This window comes from Weizmannia sp. WK01 (assembly GCF_025905465.1).
In the GTDB taxonomy this organism is placed as follows: domain Bacteria; phylum Bacillota; class Bacilli; order Bacillales; family Bacillaceae_C; genus Weizmannia; species Weizmannia faecalis.
Map to the genome: position 1 here is coordinate 1,214,466 of NZ_CP109616.1, position 17,513 is coordinate 1,231,978.

The 17,513-nt window shown below is 41.7% G+C and carries 13 protein-coding genes, 1 tRNA gene and 2 pseudogenes; 8 read left to right on the forward strand and 8 right to left on the reverse strand.

The window, feature by feature from the left end:
- The first annotated feature begins 499 nt into the window (after positions 1-499).
- From OF158_RS05535 to OF158_RS05550, 4 genes are read left to right on the forward strand one after another with little or no spacing between them, the layout of a single operon-like run.
- Positions 500-739 carry a helix-turn-helix domain-containing protein gene (locus OF158_RS05535; protein ID WP_012103576.1) on the forward strand — a complete coding sequence of 80 codons (240 nt, stop codon included), beginning with the start codon at positions 500-502 and terminating at the stop codon, positions 737-739.
- Positions 732-2,675, forward strand: a complete 1,944-nt coding sequence (locus OF158_RS05540; RefSeq protein WP_035182004.1) for a site-specific DNA-methyltransferase — start codon at positions 732-734, stop codon at positions 2,673-2,675. The genes OF158_RS05535 and OF158_RS05540 overlap by 8 nt, the downstream gene beginning before the upstream one ends.
- Positions 2,676-2,689: 14 nt before the next feature.
- The gene (locus tag OF158_RS05545) at positions 2,690-5,650 is read left to right on the forward strand and encodes a type III restriction-modification system endonuclease (protein WP_035182002.1); all 2,961 of its coding nucleotides are present in this window, start codon (positions 2,690-2,692) and stop codon (positions 5,648-5,650) included.
- 22 nt (positions 5,651-5,672) lie between these two features.
- Positions 5,673-7,292: an ATP-dependent nuclease gene (locus OF158_RS05550; RefSeq protein WP_035182000.1), complete on the forward strand. Its 1,620-nt coding sequence runs from the start codon at positions 5,673-5,675 to the stop codon at positions 7,290-7,292.
- Positions 7,293-7,418: 126 nt separating this feature from the next.
- Here OF158_RS05550 and OF158_RS05555 read toward each other — a convergent pair whose 3' ends face one another.
- Positions 7,419-7,628: a hypothetical protein gene (locus OF158_RS05555; protein WP_019721868.1), complete on the reverse strand. Its 210-nt coding sequence runs from the start codon at positions 7,626-7,628 to the stop codon at positions 7,419-7,421.
- A gap of 297 nt (positions 7,629-7,925) precedes the next feature.
- Here OF158_RS05555 and OF158_RS05560 point away from each other — a divergent pair, with 297 nt between their 5' ends.
- Both OF158_RS05560 and ltrA read left to right on the forward strand, forming a co-directional pair.
- Positions 7,926-9,917, forward strand: a complete 1,992-nt coding sequence (locus OF158_RS05560) for an acetoacetate--CoA ligase (RefSeq protein WP_035181998.1) — start codon at positions 7,926-7,928, stop codon at positions 9,915-9,917.
- A gap of 444 nt (positions 9,918-10,361) precedes the next feature.
- Positions 10,362-11,786: a group II intron reverse transcriptase/maturase gene (gene ltrA, locus OF158_RS05565; protein WP_043052507.1), complete on the forward strand. Its 1,425-nt coding sequence runs from the start codon at positions 10,362-10,364 to the stop codon at positions 11,784-11,786.
- A 100-nt stretch (positions 11,787-11,886) separates the two neighbouring features.
- On the opposite strand, the gene OF158_RS05570 is transcribed toward ltrA, so the two are convergent.
- Genes OF158_RS05570 through OF158_RS05580 form a run of 3 tightly spaced genes read right to left on the reverse strand, consistent with a single transcriptional unit; the run spans position 11,887 to position 13,511 of the window.
- Positions 11,887-12,426, reverse strand: a complete 540-nt coding sequence (locus tag OF158_RS05570) for a chromate efflux transporter ChrA (protein ID WP_014095679.1) — start codon at positions 12,424-12,426, stop codon at positions 11,887-11,889.
- Positions 12,423-13,022: a chromate efflux transporter ChrB gene (locus tag OF158_RS05575; protein WP_014095678.1), complete on the reverse strand. Its 600-nt coding sequence runs from the start codon at positions 13,020-13,022 to the stop codon at positions 12,423-12,425. Before OF158_RS05575 ends, OF158_RS05570 begins: the two co-directional genes overlap by 4 nt.
- A 12-nt stretch (positions 13,023-13,034) precedes the next feature.
- The gene (locus OF158_RS05580) at positions 13,035-13,511 is read right to left on the reverse strand and encodes a chromate efflux transcriptional regulator ChrS (RefSeq protein ID WP_035181990.1); all 477 of its coding nucleotides are present in this window, start codon (positions 13,509-13,511) and stop codon (positions 13,035-13,037) included.
- A 137-nt stretch (positions 13,512-13,648) separates the two neighbouring features.
- On the opposite strand from OF158_RS05580, the pseudogene OF158_RS05585 reads away from it, so the two are divergent.
- Positions 13,649-13,869, forward strand: a pseudogene (locus tag OF158_RS05585) (amidase family protein); the annotation flags it as partial.
- 21 nt (positions 13,870-13,890) lie between these two features.
- Here the strand turns inward: OF158_RS05585 and OF158_RS17615 are convergent.
- The 4 genes and pseudogenes from OF158_RS17615 to OF158_RS05605 all read right to left on the reverse strand — a co-directional run.
- Positions 13,891-14,160 (reverse strand): annotated as a pseudogene (locus tag OF158_RS17615) (tyrosine-type recombinase/integrase); the annotation flags it as partial.
- Positions 14,160-14,663 (reverse strand): tyrosine-type recombinase/integrase, encoded by a 504-nt coding sequence (locus OF158_RS05595; RefSeq protein ID WP_225621019.1) that lies wholly within the window; start codon positions 14,661-14,663, stop codon positions 14,160-14,162. The gene OF158_RS05595 and the pseudogene OF158_RS17615, both read right to left, overlap by 1 nt.
- Positions 14,664-14,801: 138 nt before the next feature.
- A tRNA-Val gene (locus tag OF158_RS05600) sits at positions 14,802-14,874 on the reverse strand.
- A 126-nt stretch (positions 14,875-15,000) separates the two neighbouring features.
- Positions 15,001-15,879 (reverse strand): PocR ligand-binding domain-containing protein, encoded by an 879-nt coding sequence (locus OF158_RS05605; protein ID WP_035181989.1) that lies wholly within the window; start codon positions 15,877-15,879, stop codon positions 15,001-15,003.
- A 324-nt stretch (positions 15,880-16,203) separates the two neighbouring features.
- Between OF158_RS05605 and OF158_RS05610 the strand changes: the two genes are divergently transcribed.
- On the forward strand, positions 16,204-17,427 hold the full coding sequence (locus OF158_RS05610) for an acetate/propionate family kinase (protein ID WP_035181988.1): 1,224 nt from the start codon (positions 16,204-16,206) through the stop codon (positions 17,425-17,427).
- Positions 17,428-17,513: the final 86 nt, after the last annotated feature.

Below are 17,513 nucleotides of genomic sequence, written 5' to 3' on the forward strand. Positions count from 1 at the left end.
CATATTCTGCTTGAAATATCTCTTGCATTTCGGGGTATTCAGTTGTCAAGGAGCAGTGAGAGAAAAACTATGCTTTCATTGGAGGATTTTTTTCCTCTCACCTTATAGCCACGGTAGGGCACATTAGTTGAGGATTTTAGAAAAATAATTTTCTTCCTCATTCATAAGCGAAGAATTCTATTGATTCGAACCCCTTAAAATAAAAAAACAGCCTGTCTATTTGCCAGAAAAGACGGCTGTAATGCATATGCTTTTGCTCAAATTTGAGCGGAAGTGATATTTAGTTTAAGAAAGATTAATGTTATAACTTTGCCTTTGGTTTTACAAATAGACTTACAGACTTTTTTGTCTAAAAGTCTTGATTTGAACCCCTTTGATTAAATGCATAAATAGAAAATTGTGATTGAAATAGACGAAAAATAATGTGAGATTAAAAATTTATACTGTTTATAGCGTGTTTTTGTGATATAATTATTAATATTTGTGGGAGGTGCAAAAAATGGCAATACATTATAACAAGCTATGGAAGCTGCTAATTGATAAGAATATGAAAAAGAAAGATTTGCAACGCCTTTCCGGTGTTAGCTCGGCAACTATCACAAAGCTTGGCAGAAACGAAAATGTAAATACAGAAATACTTCAAAAAATATGCACAGCTTTAGAATGTGACATTTGTGATATTTTAGAGTTTGTACCTGATAAAATTGAGAAAGGCAAGGTGAATGATAACAATGATTAAGGATATTATGAATGCCAATGATAGTGCAACACCGAACAGTCGAGAAATGGCTGTATTAAAAGAAAATTTCCCCTCATGTTTTAAGGCAGATGGGTCCTTTGATATTGAGCGGTTTAAGGAATTTTTAAGTGATAAGATTGCTGTAACGGGAGAGGGTTATGAACTTAAGTTTTTGGGTAAAAACTATGCCCGATTGCTGGCTTCAATTGATACTACAACAGTTGTTGTGCCGGACGAGGAACATAACTCAAAACCAGAAAATATGAACAGTGAAAATATCTACATAAGTGGCGACAATCTTGATGGGTTAAAGCATCTCTTGAAGTCCTATTCACGTCAAGTTAAATGCATTTATATTGATCCACCTTATAACACTGGAACAGATGGATTTGTGTATAATGACCAGTTCAATTTTACTGTGGAAGAACTTTCGGAAAAACTAAGTATTAGCGAAGAACAGGCACAACGTATTTTAGACTTAACAAAACGTGGTTCGGCTTCTCATTCTGCTTGGTTGATGTTTATGTACCCGCGCCTTTTACTTGCTCGAGATTTACTTAAAGATAATGGTGTAATCTATATTAGTATTGATGACAATGAATGTCATAACTTAAAATTACTATGTGATGATGTTTTTGGCGAAGAAAATTTTGTTGGAAATTTTGTCATTAATTCAACACCAAATGCACGTGACTACGGACATATAGGTAAAATGCATGAATACTGTCTTTTCTATGTAAAGAATAATGAAGAAACAGAAACTAACATGTTACCGGATACAGATAAGAATTTTAAATACATAGATGACAAAGGGGGATTTAATATTCATCCTCTATATAATAGTAATGAAGCTTTTCATAAAGGAAACCGTCCTAACTTATTTTATCCATTTTATTTATACCTTGATGAACCTTGTGAGGATGGATTCTTTAAAATTGGATTAGAAGAAAGAGATAATTCTATTGAAATATATCCACCGAAGTCGTTAAGAAACAATGTTCAGTTTGTTTGGAGATGGGGAAAAGAAAAAGCAAGAAGGTATATGAATCAAGAGATTATCGGCTACCGAACAAATTCAGACGAATATCGCATAGTACAAAAGATGCGTCATAATGAAAAATTAATTCGTAGCATTTTATCTGACACAAAGTATTCCAGTAGACGTGGAACCGCTGAAGTCGAGGAGCTGTTGGGAGGTAAAATTTTCTCCTTTCCTAAGCCACTTTCATTAATTTCCGATTTAATTAAAGTTGGAATGAATGAGGATGATATAATTGTTGACTTTTTTTCAGGATCTGCTACAACAGCACATTCTGTAATGCAGTTAAATGCTGAGGATAGTGGCCGTAGGAAGTTTATTATGGTGCAAATCCCCGAACCTGTTCTTCCAAACAGTGATGCTGAAAAAGCTGGTTATAAAACTATCGATGAAATTGGCATGGAACGAATAAGACGTGCAGCAACTGAAATAAAGGAAGATTATCCAGATACAACAGCGGATCTTGGCTTTAAGCACTATACATTGGTTGAGCCTGAGCAAAACACTCTAGACAAGCTTGAAAAGTTTGACCCTACTGAAAATAAATTATTTGCTGACAAAGACATTCTTAGTGATTTTGGAAAACCTACCGTCCTTGCAACGTGGCTTGTTAGAGATGGATATGGACTTACAGCAGATGCTGAGGAGTTAAATTTTGCTGGATACAATGGCTATTATATAGGAAAACATCTTTACCTAATTGACCCGGAATTGTCTAATAAGGCGATTGAAGCCATTGTAGTAAAATATGAAACTGACGGCAGCTTTAATCCTGAGAACGTGGTGTTATTCGGTTATAGTTTTACATGGACGGAAATGGAAGCTTTAAAAATTAATTTGAAACGGTTGAAGGATACAGAGAAAAACTTGCGTATCAACTTCGATATCCGTTATTGATTGGAGGGTATGTTATGGAACTTATCCTACAACGAGGATTACCACACCAACAAAAAGCTGTAGATGCAATAAGTGCTGCTTTGAATGGGGTACAGATAACTCCTCCTGTGCAATTTTATGAAAACCCAAGTATTTCTCTTTCTGACCCTAAACTAGCTGAAAATATTAGAGAAATTCAAAAAAATATACCTGCAGAATATAGAAGCAGTATGCCTATTGGTGACTATTTGAATATTGATATTAAAATGGAAACTGGTACAGGAAAGACTTACGTTTATACTCATACTATATATGAACTTCATAAACGTTACGGACTTAATAAGTTTATTATCGCTGTACCTTCACTTGCGATTAAAGCAGGAACTGCACAGTTTTTGCGTGATGAATATGTAAAGCGACATTTTTCCGATGTTTGTGGTTATGGTACAGAAATTGAGGTTGGAGTACTAGAAGCACCAAAAAACAAGAAAAAGGGGCGCTCCTATTTCCCGAGTGTTGTGAGCGACTTTGTAAAAGGTTCTTGCCAGAACACGAAGAAGATTTATGTATTATTAGTTAATATGCAACTACTTGTTGTCCGATCAAATGGTATGCTTAGCCGTGACGACTATGATTATGGAGTAGAAGGTTTTTATAGACCACTTGATGCTATTCGTGCAACAAACCCTGTTGTTATTATTGATGAGCCACACAGATTTTCTCGTGACCAGAAGGCATTTAAGGTTATCGTTGATGAAATAAAACCACAGTGTATTATACGCTTTGGTGCTACCTTCCCTGAAACTACAAGTGGACGTGGAAAAAACAAAATAACCGTAAAAGACTACCAAAACCTGCTCTATGATTTAAATGCCTGTGAAGCCTTTAATCAGAATTTGATTAAGGGAGTAACGAAGGAACATTTTGAACCGGTATCTAAGCGTGAAGAAAAGGTGAAAATCACTTCCATCACAAGCAAGGATTCTGTTACCTTTCAGTATAAAAAGCGTGATGAATCGACTAAAACATTTACTCTTAAAACTGGAGATTCACTATCTATCATTAATGAAGCTTTTGAGGGAATTACGATTCATGCTATTGGCAAATCAACAGTTGAGTTTTCTAATGGCATTCAAAAGTCATCTGGTGAGGAATTGGATGTGGATATCTATATGACCTCTTATCAAGAGCAGATGATACGCCTTGCCCTCGAACGTCATTTTGAAACAGAAAAAGCAAACTTCTGTGGACGCAATTTCAAGATCAAGACATTGGCATTATTCTTTATCGATGATATATCATCATACAGACCAAACGAGGAAGGTAAAACCCCTTATCTATTACAAGCTTTTGAGAGATTGCTTAAGGAACGAATAGAATCGGTGCTATCTACCCTCAGTGAGCATGATACAGAATATCGGGCATATCTGGAGGCAAGTCTTGCAGATATTTCTGCTTGCCATGCTGGCTATTTTTCACAGGACAATAGCGATTCGGATGAAGATATAGCAAAAGAAGTAGAAACCATCCTTCATGGAAAGAAGCAGCTTCTCTCGTTTAAGAATAAAGACGGTAGCTACAATACTTTACGTTTTCTATTTTCAAAATGGACACTTAAAGAGGGCTGGGATAACCCTAATGTATTTACGATAGCTAAGCTTCGTTCTAGCGGAAGCGAAAATAGTAAACTGCAAGAGGTTGGACGAGGTTTACGACTACCTGTAGATGAGAATGGTAATCGAATCTCCAATGAAGAATTCCAGCTTAATTATATTGTCGACTTCACAGAGGCAGACTTTGCTAAACGATTAATAGACCAAATAAACGGAGAAATTCCACAAGCTTCTTCTATTAGCGAAGAAAGATTGGAACAAGTGGCCAAGAAGCTTGGCATGACTTCTGATGAGCTTTTTGATGCACTATATGATAAACATTACATAGACAGGCGATTAAATATAAAACCTGATACAAGGGACGCTTTCTTTGCAGAATACCCGGACTTTGCTACAGGATTGTCTTCAGGTAAGGTAAAAGACCGAAATGTAGCAAAACCAAGACCTGTAAAAATCCGCAAAGCTGTTTACAGTGAAATACGCGAATTATGGGAAGCAATCAATCAACGATACCTACTTTTCTATGATGATGATCTGGATGCTGATATGGCTAAAGTTGTTTTATCCTTGCTGGAAAAACCCGGTGTTTTTACAGACGTTGTCATGACTAGCTCCAGAGATATCGTTAAGAGCGATGGCTCACAGATGATGATTGTTTCAGATACAGGCGCCCAATATATAGTATCCAAACCTATTCCCTACAATGAATTTCTTAAGAGGATCACAAATGCTACAAACATTCCAATTAAAGTATTGCATGAGGCATTGTGTGAGTATGTTAAGAGGAATGGAACTATAAATCCAGAACGTATTAATGAAAATTCTGTCAGCATGTTTATCCAACAATTTCATGACTGGAGAAGCAATAATTTGCAAGGTCGATTCCATTATGCAAAAAGCAATACGCCTGTTGGTGCAACAGCACTTACCTATTCAGACGGTTCTCCACGTGAAGATATTGCACAGGGACGTATCGGCACAAAGATAGCTCCGGGAACACCAAGCGAGAAGTATTTATATGATGCTTTCGCTTATGACTCACCGTTGGAACAAAAGAATATTATGTCGGACATCGAAGAAGTCATTGTATATGGAAAAATTCCACGTAGCAGCATTGCCATACCGACTATTACCGGTGGAATGTACAGTCCAGACTTCATGTATGTTGTAAGAAAGGCTTCCGGTGAGAAAGAGCTTAACATTGTAGTCGAAACAAAAGACGTAGAAAATAAATCCGACTTACGTGGTACAGAAAAAGCAAAAATTGATTGTGCTCGTGTTTTCTTTGATATGCTCTCGAAAGATGGATACACTGTTTATTTCCGTGATCAGTTAAACAACAAACAGATGGCTCAGATTATTAAAGAAGTATTGGCAGAGTAATTTAATTTAGGGGGATGAAAGGTTGAGGTTAGAAGCAATTGTAATTAAACATTATCGATCGATAGAAAAAGTGGCTCTTAAACTTCCTCAAAATAAGCCACTTGTCCTATTTGGACCGAATAACGCAGGAAAATCTAATATATTATCAGCTATAAATAGATTACTTGGTGAAAGGTATCCAACAAATATTGAGATGTTGGAAAGTGATTACTTTAAACGTAATCAAAGTGAATATCCTACCGCACAGATAACTGCTAAATTTTCTGAGCCTTTACATTATGATAGTAGAGGGAATGGACATGATGTGATAACTATAAGTTATAATTATAATGGACAGGCTAATAATAATCTTTTTCACGATGTTAATGGAAATAGGTTATATATAAAAAATGAAGAGCGTTCCGCTTGTCAATCTTACTTGATTCATGCTGAAAGAAATATCCAGAGCGCTTTTAATTATAGTAGTAGCTACTCCCTGTTAAGCAAATTTTCAAAGAAAATACATGAAGCCTTAAGTACAGAACACAAAGATGAATTATCACAAGCCTTTAATCAAATTACAGCATCCTTTGAACAGACTGATGAATTCTCTGGTTTTTTTAATCGATTTTCTGAAGCTCTAAAGGGGGCAGTAAAAGGGTTTGTTCATTCATTGGCTGTGGATTTTTCAGCCTATGATCCAAACAATTATGCAAAGTCACTTCGGATCTATGCAAAAGAGGGAGATAATATTCGTGGATTTGAAGAATTCGGCACTGGTGAACAGCAAGTCTTATTAATGGCTTTTGTTAAAGCATATATGGAAGTATTCACAGGTGAAAATTTTGTGTTGATTATTGAAGAACCAGAAGCTCATCTCCATTCCTTAGCTCAAAGATGGTTAAAGGAATATGTTGTAGATATGTGTTCATGTGGTATTCAAGTAATCATTTCAACACATTCCACAGAATTCATAGATGCAGAATACTTAGACGGACTTGTTCGAGTACATAAAGAGGGTGGAGTTACTAAAGCAATACAACTATCCGCTCAACAACTTTGCGATTTTTGTATAGGGTCAGGTGTTCCAGAGAATTGTGTGTCACCAGAAAACATAGTTGATTTTTACTCAACAAAACTATTTTCAGACCAGTTAAAAGGAATGTTTGCCGAAACAATCATTTTAGTGGAGGGAGCTACTGAATATTTTGCTCTGCCAGTGTATTTAAAACGTAGTGGATATTCTTTAGCTGAACATGGAACCGAAATTGTTAATTGTCGCGGTAAGGATGCAATCCCCTTGTACTGGAGGTTATTTAAAGCATACGGTTACAATTGTTATGCCATATTTGATTGTGACAGGAATGCATCAAAGACTAGGGATGTGTTTAATGGCATCTTTTGCGAAGAAGAATGGGATACAGAAACTGAAAATTGTATTGTTAGAGCCGATTATGCATACTTCGGTAAAGACTTTGAATCCTATTTACGTATAGCAATAGATGATTATACTTCAATGGAACAAACCATATCTGAAAAATATCATATTTCTTCAAAACCAGGAAAAGCTAAAGCTATTGCACAACATATAGAGGAAATTCCTCATTTTATTAAGGATATTGCAGATAAACTATTGATTATAGAACTATTGGGACAAAATTAGCTGAATGTAAAAAAAAAGACCACACAGGAGTATAAAAACTCTTATGTGGTCTTTTTTGCCCCGCTTGAAGCTGTTCATTTAAGTTTTTCTTCAATCCCTAAGTGAACGCTTCTTTCCCGGCACTTTTTATTTTTTATTGTTTTGCGATCCGCCCGTCACATTGTTGACTGCATTTGAAGTTGCATCCACAGCGTTCATCGCCACATCTTCTGTCGTTTCCAGCCCTTTATGGACAGCATGAAAAGCGGCACCTGCCGTATTTTTTACATCTTCCGCAATATTATTTTTGTTTTGCTGGCTGTTGTTCTTTTGGTTGTTATTCTTCTGGTTTCCCACAAAATCACCTCCTCGTACAGCCAATAGCATATGTATCCGGGAAAGTTTTATACGGCCGCCTGCCCAAATGATGGTTCTGCAACGGAACTGGAGAAACATAACGGGACGAAAAAAGCGCCAAGAACATAGCTGCTATTTGACATTTTGTATGATCCAAGAAGAGGCAAGAAGCGTGCAGGGCCTTTCCCCATTTTCCATGAAACGCCTTTTCATTCGTTGACGAAATATTTCATGTCTTGGTAAAATAGTAAAAGACAACGCTTACAAAATATATCACGCAGATGGGGAGGAAACCGAGTGAAGGCGGTCACAGAAGGGGCATTATTATGGCAGCCGTCAGGGGAGCGGATTGAAAAAGCAGGGGTTACCCGTTACCGTAAATGGCTGGAAAAAGAATACGGCTTGGCATTTCAGCGCCACCAGGATCTTTGGAAATGGTCCGTGGATCAGCTGGAAACGTTTTGGAAAAGCATTTGGGAATACTGCGGTGTCATTTCCCATACGCCGTATGAACAAGTCCTGAAATCAAGGACAATGCCCGGTGCCGAATGGTTCGCCGGGTCCACGCTGAACTACGCCGAGCACGTTTTCCGAAACAGCAGAAAGCACAAGCCTGCGCTCATTTTCCAATCGGAAACCGTCCGGCAAAGGGAAGTCAGCTGGCAGGAACTGAAGGAAAAAACAGCAAAAACGGCACAGTACCTGAAAAATCTTGGCGTCCAAAAAGGAGACCGGGTAGTGGCCTATATGCCAAGCATGCCGGAAACGGTGATTGCTTTCCTGGCATGTGCCTCCATTGGCGCGGTCTGGTCGTCGTGTTCCCCGGACTTCGGCAACGAGAGCGTCATTGAGCGGTTTAAACAAATCGAACCGGCTGTTTTATTTGCTGTTGACGGCTATTCCTATAACGGCAGGATTTTTGACAAACGAAAAAACATCACGGAACTGCAGGCGTCACTTCCAACATTAAAGAAAACCATCGTGGTGCCTTATATGGATTTTGGAGAGATAAAACCGGACAGCAGCACGGTCTCCTTTAAGGAAGTGCTGAAAGAAGAAGCTAAACTCGCGTTTGAACCTGTACCGTTTGATCACCCGCTGTGGATTTTATTTTCATCCGGCACAACCGGCCTGCCGAAACCGATCGTCCAGGGACAGGGCGGCATCCTTTTGGAACACTTGAAAATTTTAAAAGTCGAACAAGGGGTGGAGCCGGATGATGTGTATTTTTGGTTCACCACAACCGGCTGGATGATGTGGAATCTTTTAATCGGCAACCTGCTGGCCGGGGCGACGGTCGTCCTGTACGATGGCAGCCCGGCATATCCGGATATGGATGCATTATGGGATTTGGCGGAAAAAACCGGCATGACCCACTTCGGCACAAGTGCGGGGTACATTAGTGGATGCATGAAATCCGGCGTCAAGCCGAAGGAAAAACATGATTTATCCCGTCTGAAAGCAATTTTGTCAACGGGATCCCCGCTTACGGCAGAAGGTTTCATTTGGTGTTACGAAAATGTCAAAGCGGATTTATGGGTGGTTTCGACAAGCGGGGGGACGGACCTTTGCACTGCATTTGTCGGCGGGTCGCCTGTTTTGCCGGTTCATGCCGGCGAAATCCAGACGCGCGGGCTGGGCGCAAATATTCAGGCATTTGACGAGGAAGGCAAGCCGGTTGTGAATGAAGTCGGGGAACTGGTAATTTGTGATCCGATGCCGTCAATGCCGCTGTATTTTTGGGGGGATGAAGGCAACAAACGTTACTTCGAAAATTATTTTGATGTCTATCCGGGGGTATGGCGGCACGGGGACTGGATCAAGATTGATGAAAAAGGCAGCTGTGTCATTTATGGCCGCTCCGATTCCACGATCAACCGCCAGGGCGTTCGCATGGGCACGAGCGAAATTTACCGGGCGGTCGAAGGCATTGATGAAATTATCGAGAGCCTTGTCATCGACCTTGAACATCTCGGCAGGCAATCGTTCATGCCGCTATTTGTCGCCCTGAAGCAAGGCCGGCATATGGATGAGACGTTAAAAAACCGCATCAAAACCGAAATCCGGGCGAAAGTTTCGCCACGCTTTGTCCCGGATGAAATTTATGAAGTTGAACAAATCCCAAAAACATTGAGCGGAAAGAAACTGGAAGTCCCGATCCGTAAAATTTTGCTCGGCTTTCCGGTTGATAAAGTCGTGAACAGGGGTTCAATGGCCAATCCGGAAGCACTTGACTTCTTTATTGAACTCGCCCAAACGCTAAACGATCAGAAAACTGAAACAGAGTAAAAAACCTGGATGCCTGCTTCATCAGGCATCCAGGTTTTTTGGTGCGCCGTGCATGGCGATTCGCTAGGCGGTGTAAGTCCGCTATGGGGGTAGATAGCGACCAACCATTAGCCAAGAGCAAGGGTGTCCATCGTGAGATGGAATCTGAAGGAAGCTGGAGGCAAAATTCTGACCCGAGGAACACGAACATCATTAGGCGTACTCTCACAGGGTAAGGCTGCTGAACAAGTCAAAGCCCAAAAGCTATCCGGATGTGGAAACGTAAATGGTGCGGGTACATGGAATGAAAGTGAATCACCTTACCACGGGAGGTCTCACGGACAGGTGGAAACAGAGTATGAAACCTGGTTGAAACAAGATTTGCCGTGAGAAGTCAGCAGAAGCCATAGTACGGAGATGCCTGGGGCATCGAAGGAAGGGCTGAACTAAAGGAAGTGGAAGTCAATGAAAGTTACCGAAGAAACGAACAAATGCAGAAAACAGGAAGAAACCTGCTGTCAAAAAGATACTGCGGAACAGGAAGGATATGACAGAGGGCATAGTTTCAAGAGGATAACCGAAAACAACACCACTAACACCAACAGACAGAACGAATGGATGCTCGAACGAATCCTTTCAAGTAATAACCTGCACCGTGCCTATAAAAAGGTAAAGAAAAACAAAGGTGCGGGCGGTGTCGATGGAATGAAAACAGGTGAACTTTTGGCATACCTAACTGAACACCAGAGGGAACTCGTCCTCTCCATTCGAAATGGGACATACAAGCCCCAACCCGTTAGAAGGGTAGAAATACCAAAAGACAACGGAAAAACAAGGAAACTTGGAATACCAACGGTAGTAGACCGAGTCATCCAACAAGCCATTTCGCAGGTCCTAATCCCTATATATGAAAGAAAGTTTTCAGACAATAGCTATGGTTTCCGACCACATAGAAGTACACATCAGGCACTTCTCAAGTGCCAAAAGAATGTAAATGAAGGATACCAGTATGTAGTAGATCTGGACTTAGAACAGTACTTTGACACAGTAAACCATAGTAAGCTTATCCAGATATTGAGTGAAACAATTCACGACGGACGTGTAATCTCCTTAATCCATAAATTCCTAAATGCAGGTGTTATGATCAAAGGGATAAGGACAACAAATGATTTCGGTGTTCCACAAGGAGGACCACTAAGCCCGCTTCTTGCCAATGTAATGTTAAACGAATTGGATAAAGAAATGGAAGCAAGAAATCACCGATTTGTCCGTTACGCTGATGATGTGATCATATTCTGTAAAAGCCGAAGAAGCTGTGAAAGAACATACCATAACATTCTCCCATTCATTGAGAAGAAATTGCGACTCAAAGTGAACCGAGAGAAGACGATGATCACACATATTAGGAACATCAAGTTCCTGAGTTATGGATTTTACCTTTATGAAGGAAAATGCAGATTCCGGGTACACCCGAAGGGTGTTCAAAAATTAAAGGAGAAAATTCGCAGAATCACAGGAAGAAGCAACGGATTAAGCGTAGAGGAAAGAAAGAAAAGGCTAAATGACACTGTCCGAGGATGGGTAAATTACTACAAGCTAGCGGACATGAAAAGTCTGGTAACCAGACTGGACCAGTGGACACGAAGAAGAATGCGAATGGTAACCTGGAAAAGATGGAAGAGAGTACGCACAAAATTTTATTGGCTCAAGAAATTAGGGATCAATAAAAGAAAGGCGTGGGAATGGGCTAACACAAGAAAAGGCTACTGGAGAATCTCCGGCAGCCATATCTTAGCCAGAACCCTTACAAACGAACTCTTCCGAAGAGCAAGGTATATAAGTTTTCTGGATTATTATCTGTCTGTACGGTCGTACGGTCGTAAACTTTAGAACCGCCGTGTACGGAACCGTACGCACGGTGGTGTGAGAGGTCGGCTAATCAAATAATGATTAGCCTCCTACTCGATTGGCGCATCTTCTCCTTATCCCGTTACACAATATGCTGAAGCACGATGCCACCATAGAGAAATGCCGCGCAAATCACAAGGGCGGGGTGGATCTTCCGGATATGCATGGCCCAGAAAGCGACGACGGCGATGCCAAGCGACTGCCAGATGCCGATCTGGCCGAAGGAACTTTTTGCCATCTGCCATGTCAGCACAACCATCATGATGGTAATGACCGGCTGCACAAGCAGAGACATCCCTTTCACAACCGGAGACTGGCGGTATTTGTGCAATACTTTCAGCAACACAATCAATGCAACGGCAGACGGCAATATCGTTCCGGCAAGAGCCGCTAACAGTCCTGTCCACCCGCCCGCTCCATAGCCGACGAATGCGGCAATTTTTGTCGCGATCGGGCCTGGGAGTGCATTGCCGAGTGCCAGCATATTGGAAAATTCGCTGTCGTTCAGCCATCCGTAATGCGTCACAATTTCATGGTACATCAATGGAATGGAGGAAGGCCCCCCGCCGTAGCCAAGGATATTTGCAATGAAAAAACCGAGCATCAATTGGAACCAGATCATCCCGCTTCATCCCTTTTCTTCTTTTTTTCATCTCTCCTCCATTTTGCAACGAGTCGAAAGTGGATGCTTCCGTACGCAAGAAAAATCAGAATGACAATAGCCGGATGGAGATGGATCGTTTCAAGCAGGAGAAAGGAAATAACAAACATCGCGATTCCGAAAACCTTCCCAAGGCCCTTGACCGTTTTTTCCCCGAAATCGTAAGCCATCTGGCCAAGCATAACGGCAACAACCGGCATGACCCCTGCGATCATTCCGGCCACAATCTTTGAATGGCTTAATACTGATACAAGCGACAGCAACGCAATCATGGCGATGCTGCTCGGAAGAATATGGAATAAAATGGCGAACACGGCGCCGGTTGTCTTTTTCAATTTGTAACCAAGGTAAGCAGCCATTTTTGTTGCAATCGGGCCCGGGAGCGCGTTTGCGATTGCCAATGTTTCCCCGAATTCGTCATCATCTAGCCATTTATACCTTGTCACCGCCTCATACCGGAAAAGCGGCATGACAGACGGGCCGCCGCCATAGCCGAGAATGCCGGTCCGCAGCATCGCCATGGCAAGCTGGGCATAAGCATTTTGCTGTTTTTCCACAATGCAACCCCCTTACAGTTTCATTCCTATCCGGCTTTTATAACGTTTGAGTAAAATCTGGCAATCGACGCTCATAATGCCGGGCAGCGGATATAACCGTTCTTTAAGAAACAGTTCCATTTCCTCGTTGTCTTTAAATAAGCCGTGCATATGAAGTTTGCTGGGGCCTGACATATGATAAAGGCTTGAAACCGCCGGATCTTTGGCCAATGTTTCGGCCACTTTCTGTAAATGTTTCGGTTCTACTTCAACATTAAAAAAAGCGGACTGGTGAAGGCCGATTTTTTCAGGGTTCACGACAGCGGTAAAACATTCAATCACACCATTTTCAACGAGGGAATGGACGCGTGATTGAACAGCCACACGGGAAAGTTTGATTTCCTTTGCCAAATCTGTAAACGATATTCTGCCATTTCCGTTTAAAAGCTGGATAATTTGGCGGTCAATTTCATCCAGCTGAACGGCGGCACCATCATATTGCCTGGGCATAGACCCCTCTCCTTTATTTCAAAATGTAAGCCATTCTTATCTATAAGTATCTATATGTATTAATATACTGAAACTGCGAACGAAATACAATCCATTTTACAAAATGAATGACAAAATGAAAAAAGCCGTTTTGAAAGGGAGAAAATGTTCACTACGGCACTCCGGCCAATCCTGTTCTGAAAGATCGTATTCCCGGAGGATCATCCAGCGGTTCCGCAGCCGCTGCAGCAGCCGGGTGCACAGATTTTGCAATTGGGACAGACACAGGCGGGTCTGTTCGGATTCCTTCCGCCTATTGCGGATCTTTGGTTTTCGCCCCTCTCATGGTGTGATTAAAATGGAAGGCATTATTCCGCTTGATGCCGGCCTGTTCGGCAAACTTGCCGAGCCGTTTTCGGAAGTGATCGCGTGTAATCTGCTCGCCATAATTTGCAAGAAAAACGTATTCGCTTTCGAAGTCCGTTTCGTTTTCGGCTATCAGCTCCTTAATCAGCCGGCATGTGCGATGTTCTAACGGAATGGTTCGGGTTTTCCGGTTCTTGGCAACGGATGCCCGAATGGTTACCGTTTGACCCTTGTAATCGAAGTCAGATTTCCGCAGGTTGATCGCCTCACTAATCCGCATCATACCGTCAATAAGCAAGACCATCAGTACATAGTCGCGGAAGTCTGTGAATCTCCTTTTATTCGGAACGTCAAACGCTTCATTTCTTCCGGTGTTAAGATTGTGATTTTTTCCTGCGGCTCCGGTACGTTAGTAACGCCGTGGGTCGGGTTGGTGTCGAGTAAACCTTCGCTGACAAGGCAGCGGAAGAACACTCGAAGCGTTTTCAACCGTGTGTTTATCGAGCTAGGCGAAAGCCCTGCTGTTTGTTGTGCTTCCGTCTTGAACCGGTGGCCTTCGTATTTAATGACTTCCGTTTGCATGTAACGGATATAGTCGCGTATGGTATTACGGGTGATATCGGTAATGTTACGAGGAATACCGCGTTTGTCCAAAAAAACAGCAAAATATTGGTAATTCTCGCGGTATTGTTTTAATGTGCCAGGCGCGCGGCCTTCCGCAGTTTTAATCGTGTAGAAAATTTCGAACAGGTTATCGAGGTTTGTTGCCATCTTGCGATCATCTGTTTTGCGGTTATTTTTACGCATCAAAAACACGCCTCCTAAATGAAGCGTGTAACATACCGGGTGACGGTAACCGTAACCGTTCGGACAAGTCACCGACTATGTCAGCGGTCATGAAAAAAGCGCCAAACCGTTGATACGTACGGATTGACGCTAGCAGGATGATTCCGACTGGTCTCGAACCAGCGACCTCCACCCTGTCAAGGTGGCGCTCTCCCAGCTGAGCTACGGAATCGTATTCATCTCTGTCGGACAATACTTAGTATATAAGGAACGGGGTGCCTTGTCAATCAGTTTTTTTTAAAAAAAGAATAGAAATCCTATCTCGAAAAAATGGGATTCTCCTTCATGCCGCGCACGGTCATCCTTTCTTACGGGACATCGCCCTGTAGCTGGTCGGGGTGGTTTGGTAATACCTTTTGAACACTTTACTGAAATAACTGATCTCCCGAAAACCCAGGCTGTGCGCAATATAAGAAACCGGCAAGTCATCGTTGGCAAGCATGTCTTTTGCCAGATTCATTTTTTGACGGTTGACAAAAGAAACAAAAGTTTCGCCGGTTTCCTTTTTGAAAAGTTTGCTGAAATAATATGGACTTAAATACACATGGCCGGCGGCTTCTTCCAAAGTGACAGGCTGGTGAATGTGTTTCTGAATATATTTAAGGGCTTGTTTTATTTCTTTTTTGGAGCTGGCATGTTTTTTCACTTGAGCGGTTGATTCCTTCGCCGGTTTTGCTTCTTCATTTAAAACGGAAGACAAATAGTATTCTGACAAAGTACCCAGCACTTCGGCAGAAGCAGATAATTTTTCTAAAGAAAAAACCGGAAGTTTGCTATAGGCGGCCGCAAAATCACGGTGGGAAGACAGATCAAGCGGTTCTTGCTGCAAAAAATCTTTCACTTGAGTTTCATCGTCTTCCAGGCGCACCTGCCCGCCAATGATAAAACCATAAAGCGTGTTTTCCCGGCTTTTTACCGGTACCGCAAAATCCGCGAGGCCAGCATGGCACCTGTAAATGCAGGGTTGCCCGTTTTTCATTGTTTCAAAACCGCCGAATTTCGCACATGCTTGGCAGTGTTTCCGGAGATGCGGAACTTGCCGGATGATTTGACAGACAGGCGGGAATTGATCATCATCAGAAAGTTCTTTTCCGTCAATATCCACATAAACCGCTGTGAGCCCGGTCGCAGAAGAAAACATTTCCATTACTTTTTCAATTTGCTGTTTGTTTTCCATTTCACAAAGCCCCCGTTTTCAAAAAGCAATCGTTAAAGCGATTACAAAATCTTGTTCAAAGCTGAACAAAAAAATACAAATGAATCTTTTACCATGCAAAAAGGCGGGAAAGCGCAAACATTGATTTCTAACCTCATTATAAATGAAAGTGCAACAAAAAAATATCATTTTCTCTATTTTTAGCTGAATTTGACGCCGGAATAGGCAAATTTGTTACAAAGCGTTTCTTTATACTTGTATTATAAGGAAATGCATATAATTATTTGTGAAAGAGATCACATAAATTGTTGCGGATAAGATTGTTATCTTTCGGAGGGATATAAAATGAAAAAAATAATGGCCATTAATGCAGGCAGTTCTTCATTAAAATTTAAAGTTTTCAATATGCCGGATGAAAGTATTTTAATTGGAGGGGTGTTTGAACGAATCGGATTCGACGCCCCTGAAGTTTCATATAAAATCAACGGTTTCCGCCAAAAAGAAAAACCGCCGATTCACGATCACCGTGACGCTGCGGATTATTTGATTGAAATTCTTTTAAAGAACCATATTGTCGATGATTTAAATGAAATTTCAGCTGTCGGACATCGGATCACACATGGGGGTTCAGACTTTTCGGATTCTGCCGTACTCGACCGTACAGTGATTCAAAAAATTGAAAATTTATGCGAATTGGCGCCTTTGCATAATCCGGCTGGGTTACTCGGAATCAGGACTTTTATGAAAAGGCTTCCTAAAGCATGTGCTGTAGCCGTGTTCGATACCTCTTTCCATCAAACACTTGCACCTGAAACATATTTGTATCCGGTGCCTTTGAAATTATACAACCAATATCATATCCGGAAATACGGCTTCCATGGAACCAATCATCAGTATGTTGCCAGTGAAGCGGCCCTGCTTCTTGAAAAACCATTGAAAGATTTGAAAATCATTTCCTGCCATTTAGGGAACGGTTCCAGCATTTGCGCAATTCAAGGCGGAAAGTCTGTCAATACTTCAATGGGCTTTACCCCGCTGGCCGGATTGATGATGGGAACGCGTTCCGGCACGGTTGATCCTTCCATCATTCCATTTATCATGAAAAAAACAGGGCACACCATTGATGAAATGATGGATATGTTCAATAAAGAGTCCGGCTTGCTCGGCATTTCCGAGATTTCAAATGATTTCCGCGACGTGGAGCTGGCAGCAAAAGCCCATAATGAGCAGGCGGAATTGGCAATCAAAATGTTTGTGAATCGTGTGACAGAATGTGTCGGCGGTTATGTTGCATTGATGGGCGGTGTGGATGCCATTGTGTTCACGGCAGGGATCGGGGAACATTCTGCCTCCGTCCGGCAAGCAGTGGTGTCCAATTTAGCCTATCTTGGGGCAAAATTGGATTTCCAGTCAAACGAAGAAAACGGGCCGTATATTCATACCCCTGATTCAAAAGTGTCTTTACTGGTCATTCCGGCAAACGAAGAATTGATGATTGCACGGGATACCTGGCGCTTAAGTGAAGGGCAAGCCGCGCGTTTGTCCGAAAAACAAACAGTGAGGGTCTGAAAAAGCGGCAATTTAAAAAAGGACGATGCGGTAAAACGATCGGCGCATCGTCCTTTTTTGCTGGAAAACAAACGGGACTTGCCCGG

What these genes read in the sequence shown, in the direction of transcription:
- OF158_RS05580 (WP_035181990.1), bottom strand. Translation starts at nt 13,511, where the DNA reads ATGCCCAGGCAATATGATGGTGCCGCCGTTCAGCTGGATGAAATTGAC.
- OF158_RS05595 (WP_225621019.1), bottom strand. Translation starts at nt 14,663, where the DNA reads ATGCGTAAAAATAACCGCAAAACAGATGATCGCAAGATGGCAACAAAC.
- OF158_RS05570 (WP_014095679.1), bottom strand. Translation starts at nt 12,426, where the DNA reads ATGATCTGGTTCCAATTGATGCTCGGTTTTTTCATTGCAAATATCCTT.
- OF158_RS05610 (WP_035181988.1), top strand. Translation starts at nt 16,204, where the DNA reads ATGAAAAAAATAATGGCCATTAATGCAGGCAGTTCTTCATTAAAATTT.
- ltrA (WP_043052507.1), top strand. Translation starts at nt 10,362, where the DNA reads ATGAAAGTTACCGAAGAAACGAACAAATGCAGAAAACAGGAAGAAACC.
- OF158_RS05605 (WP_035181989.1), bottom strand. Translation starts at nt 15,879, where the DNA reads ATGGAAAACAAACAGCAAATTGAAAAAGTAATGGAAATGTTTTCTTCT.
- OF158_RS05535 (WP_012103576.1), top strand. Translation starts at nt 500, where the DNA reads ATGGCAATACATTATAACAAGCTATGGAAGCTGCTAATTGATAAGAAT.
- OF158_RS05540 (WP_035182004.1), top strand. Translation starts at nt 732, where the DNA reads ATGATTAAGGATATTATGAATGCCAATGATAGTGCAACACCGAACAGT.
- OF158_RS05545 (WP_035182002.1), top strand. Translation starts at nt 2,690, where the DNA reads ATGGAACTTATCCTACAACGAGGATTACCACACCAACAAAAAGCTGTA.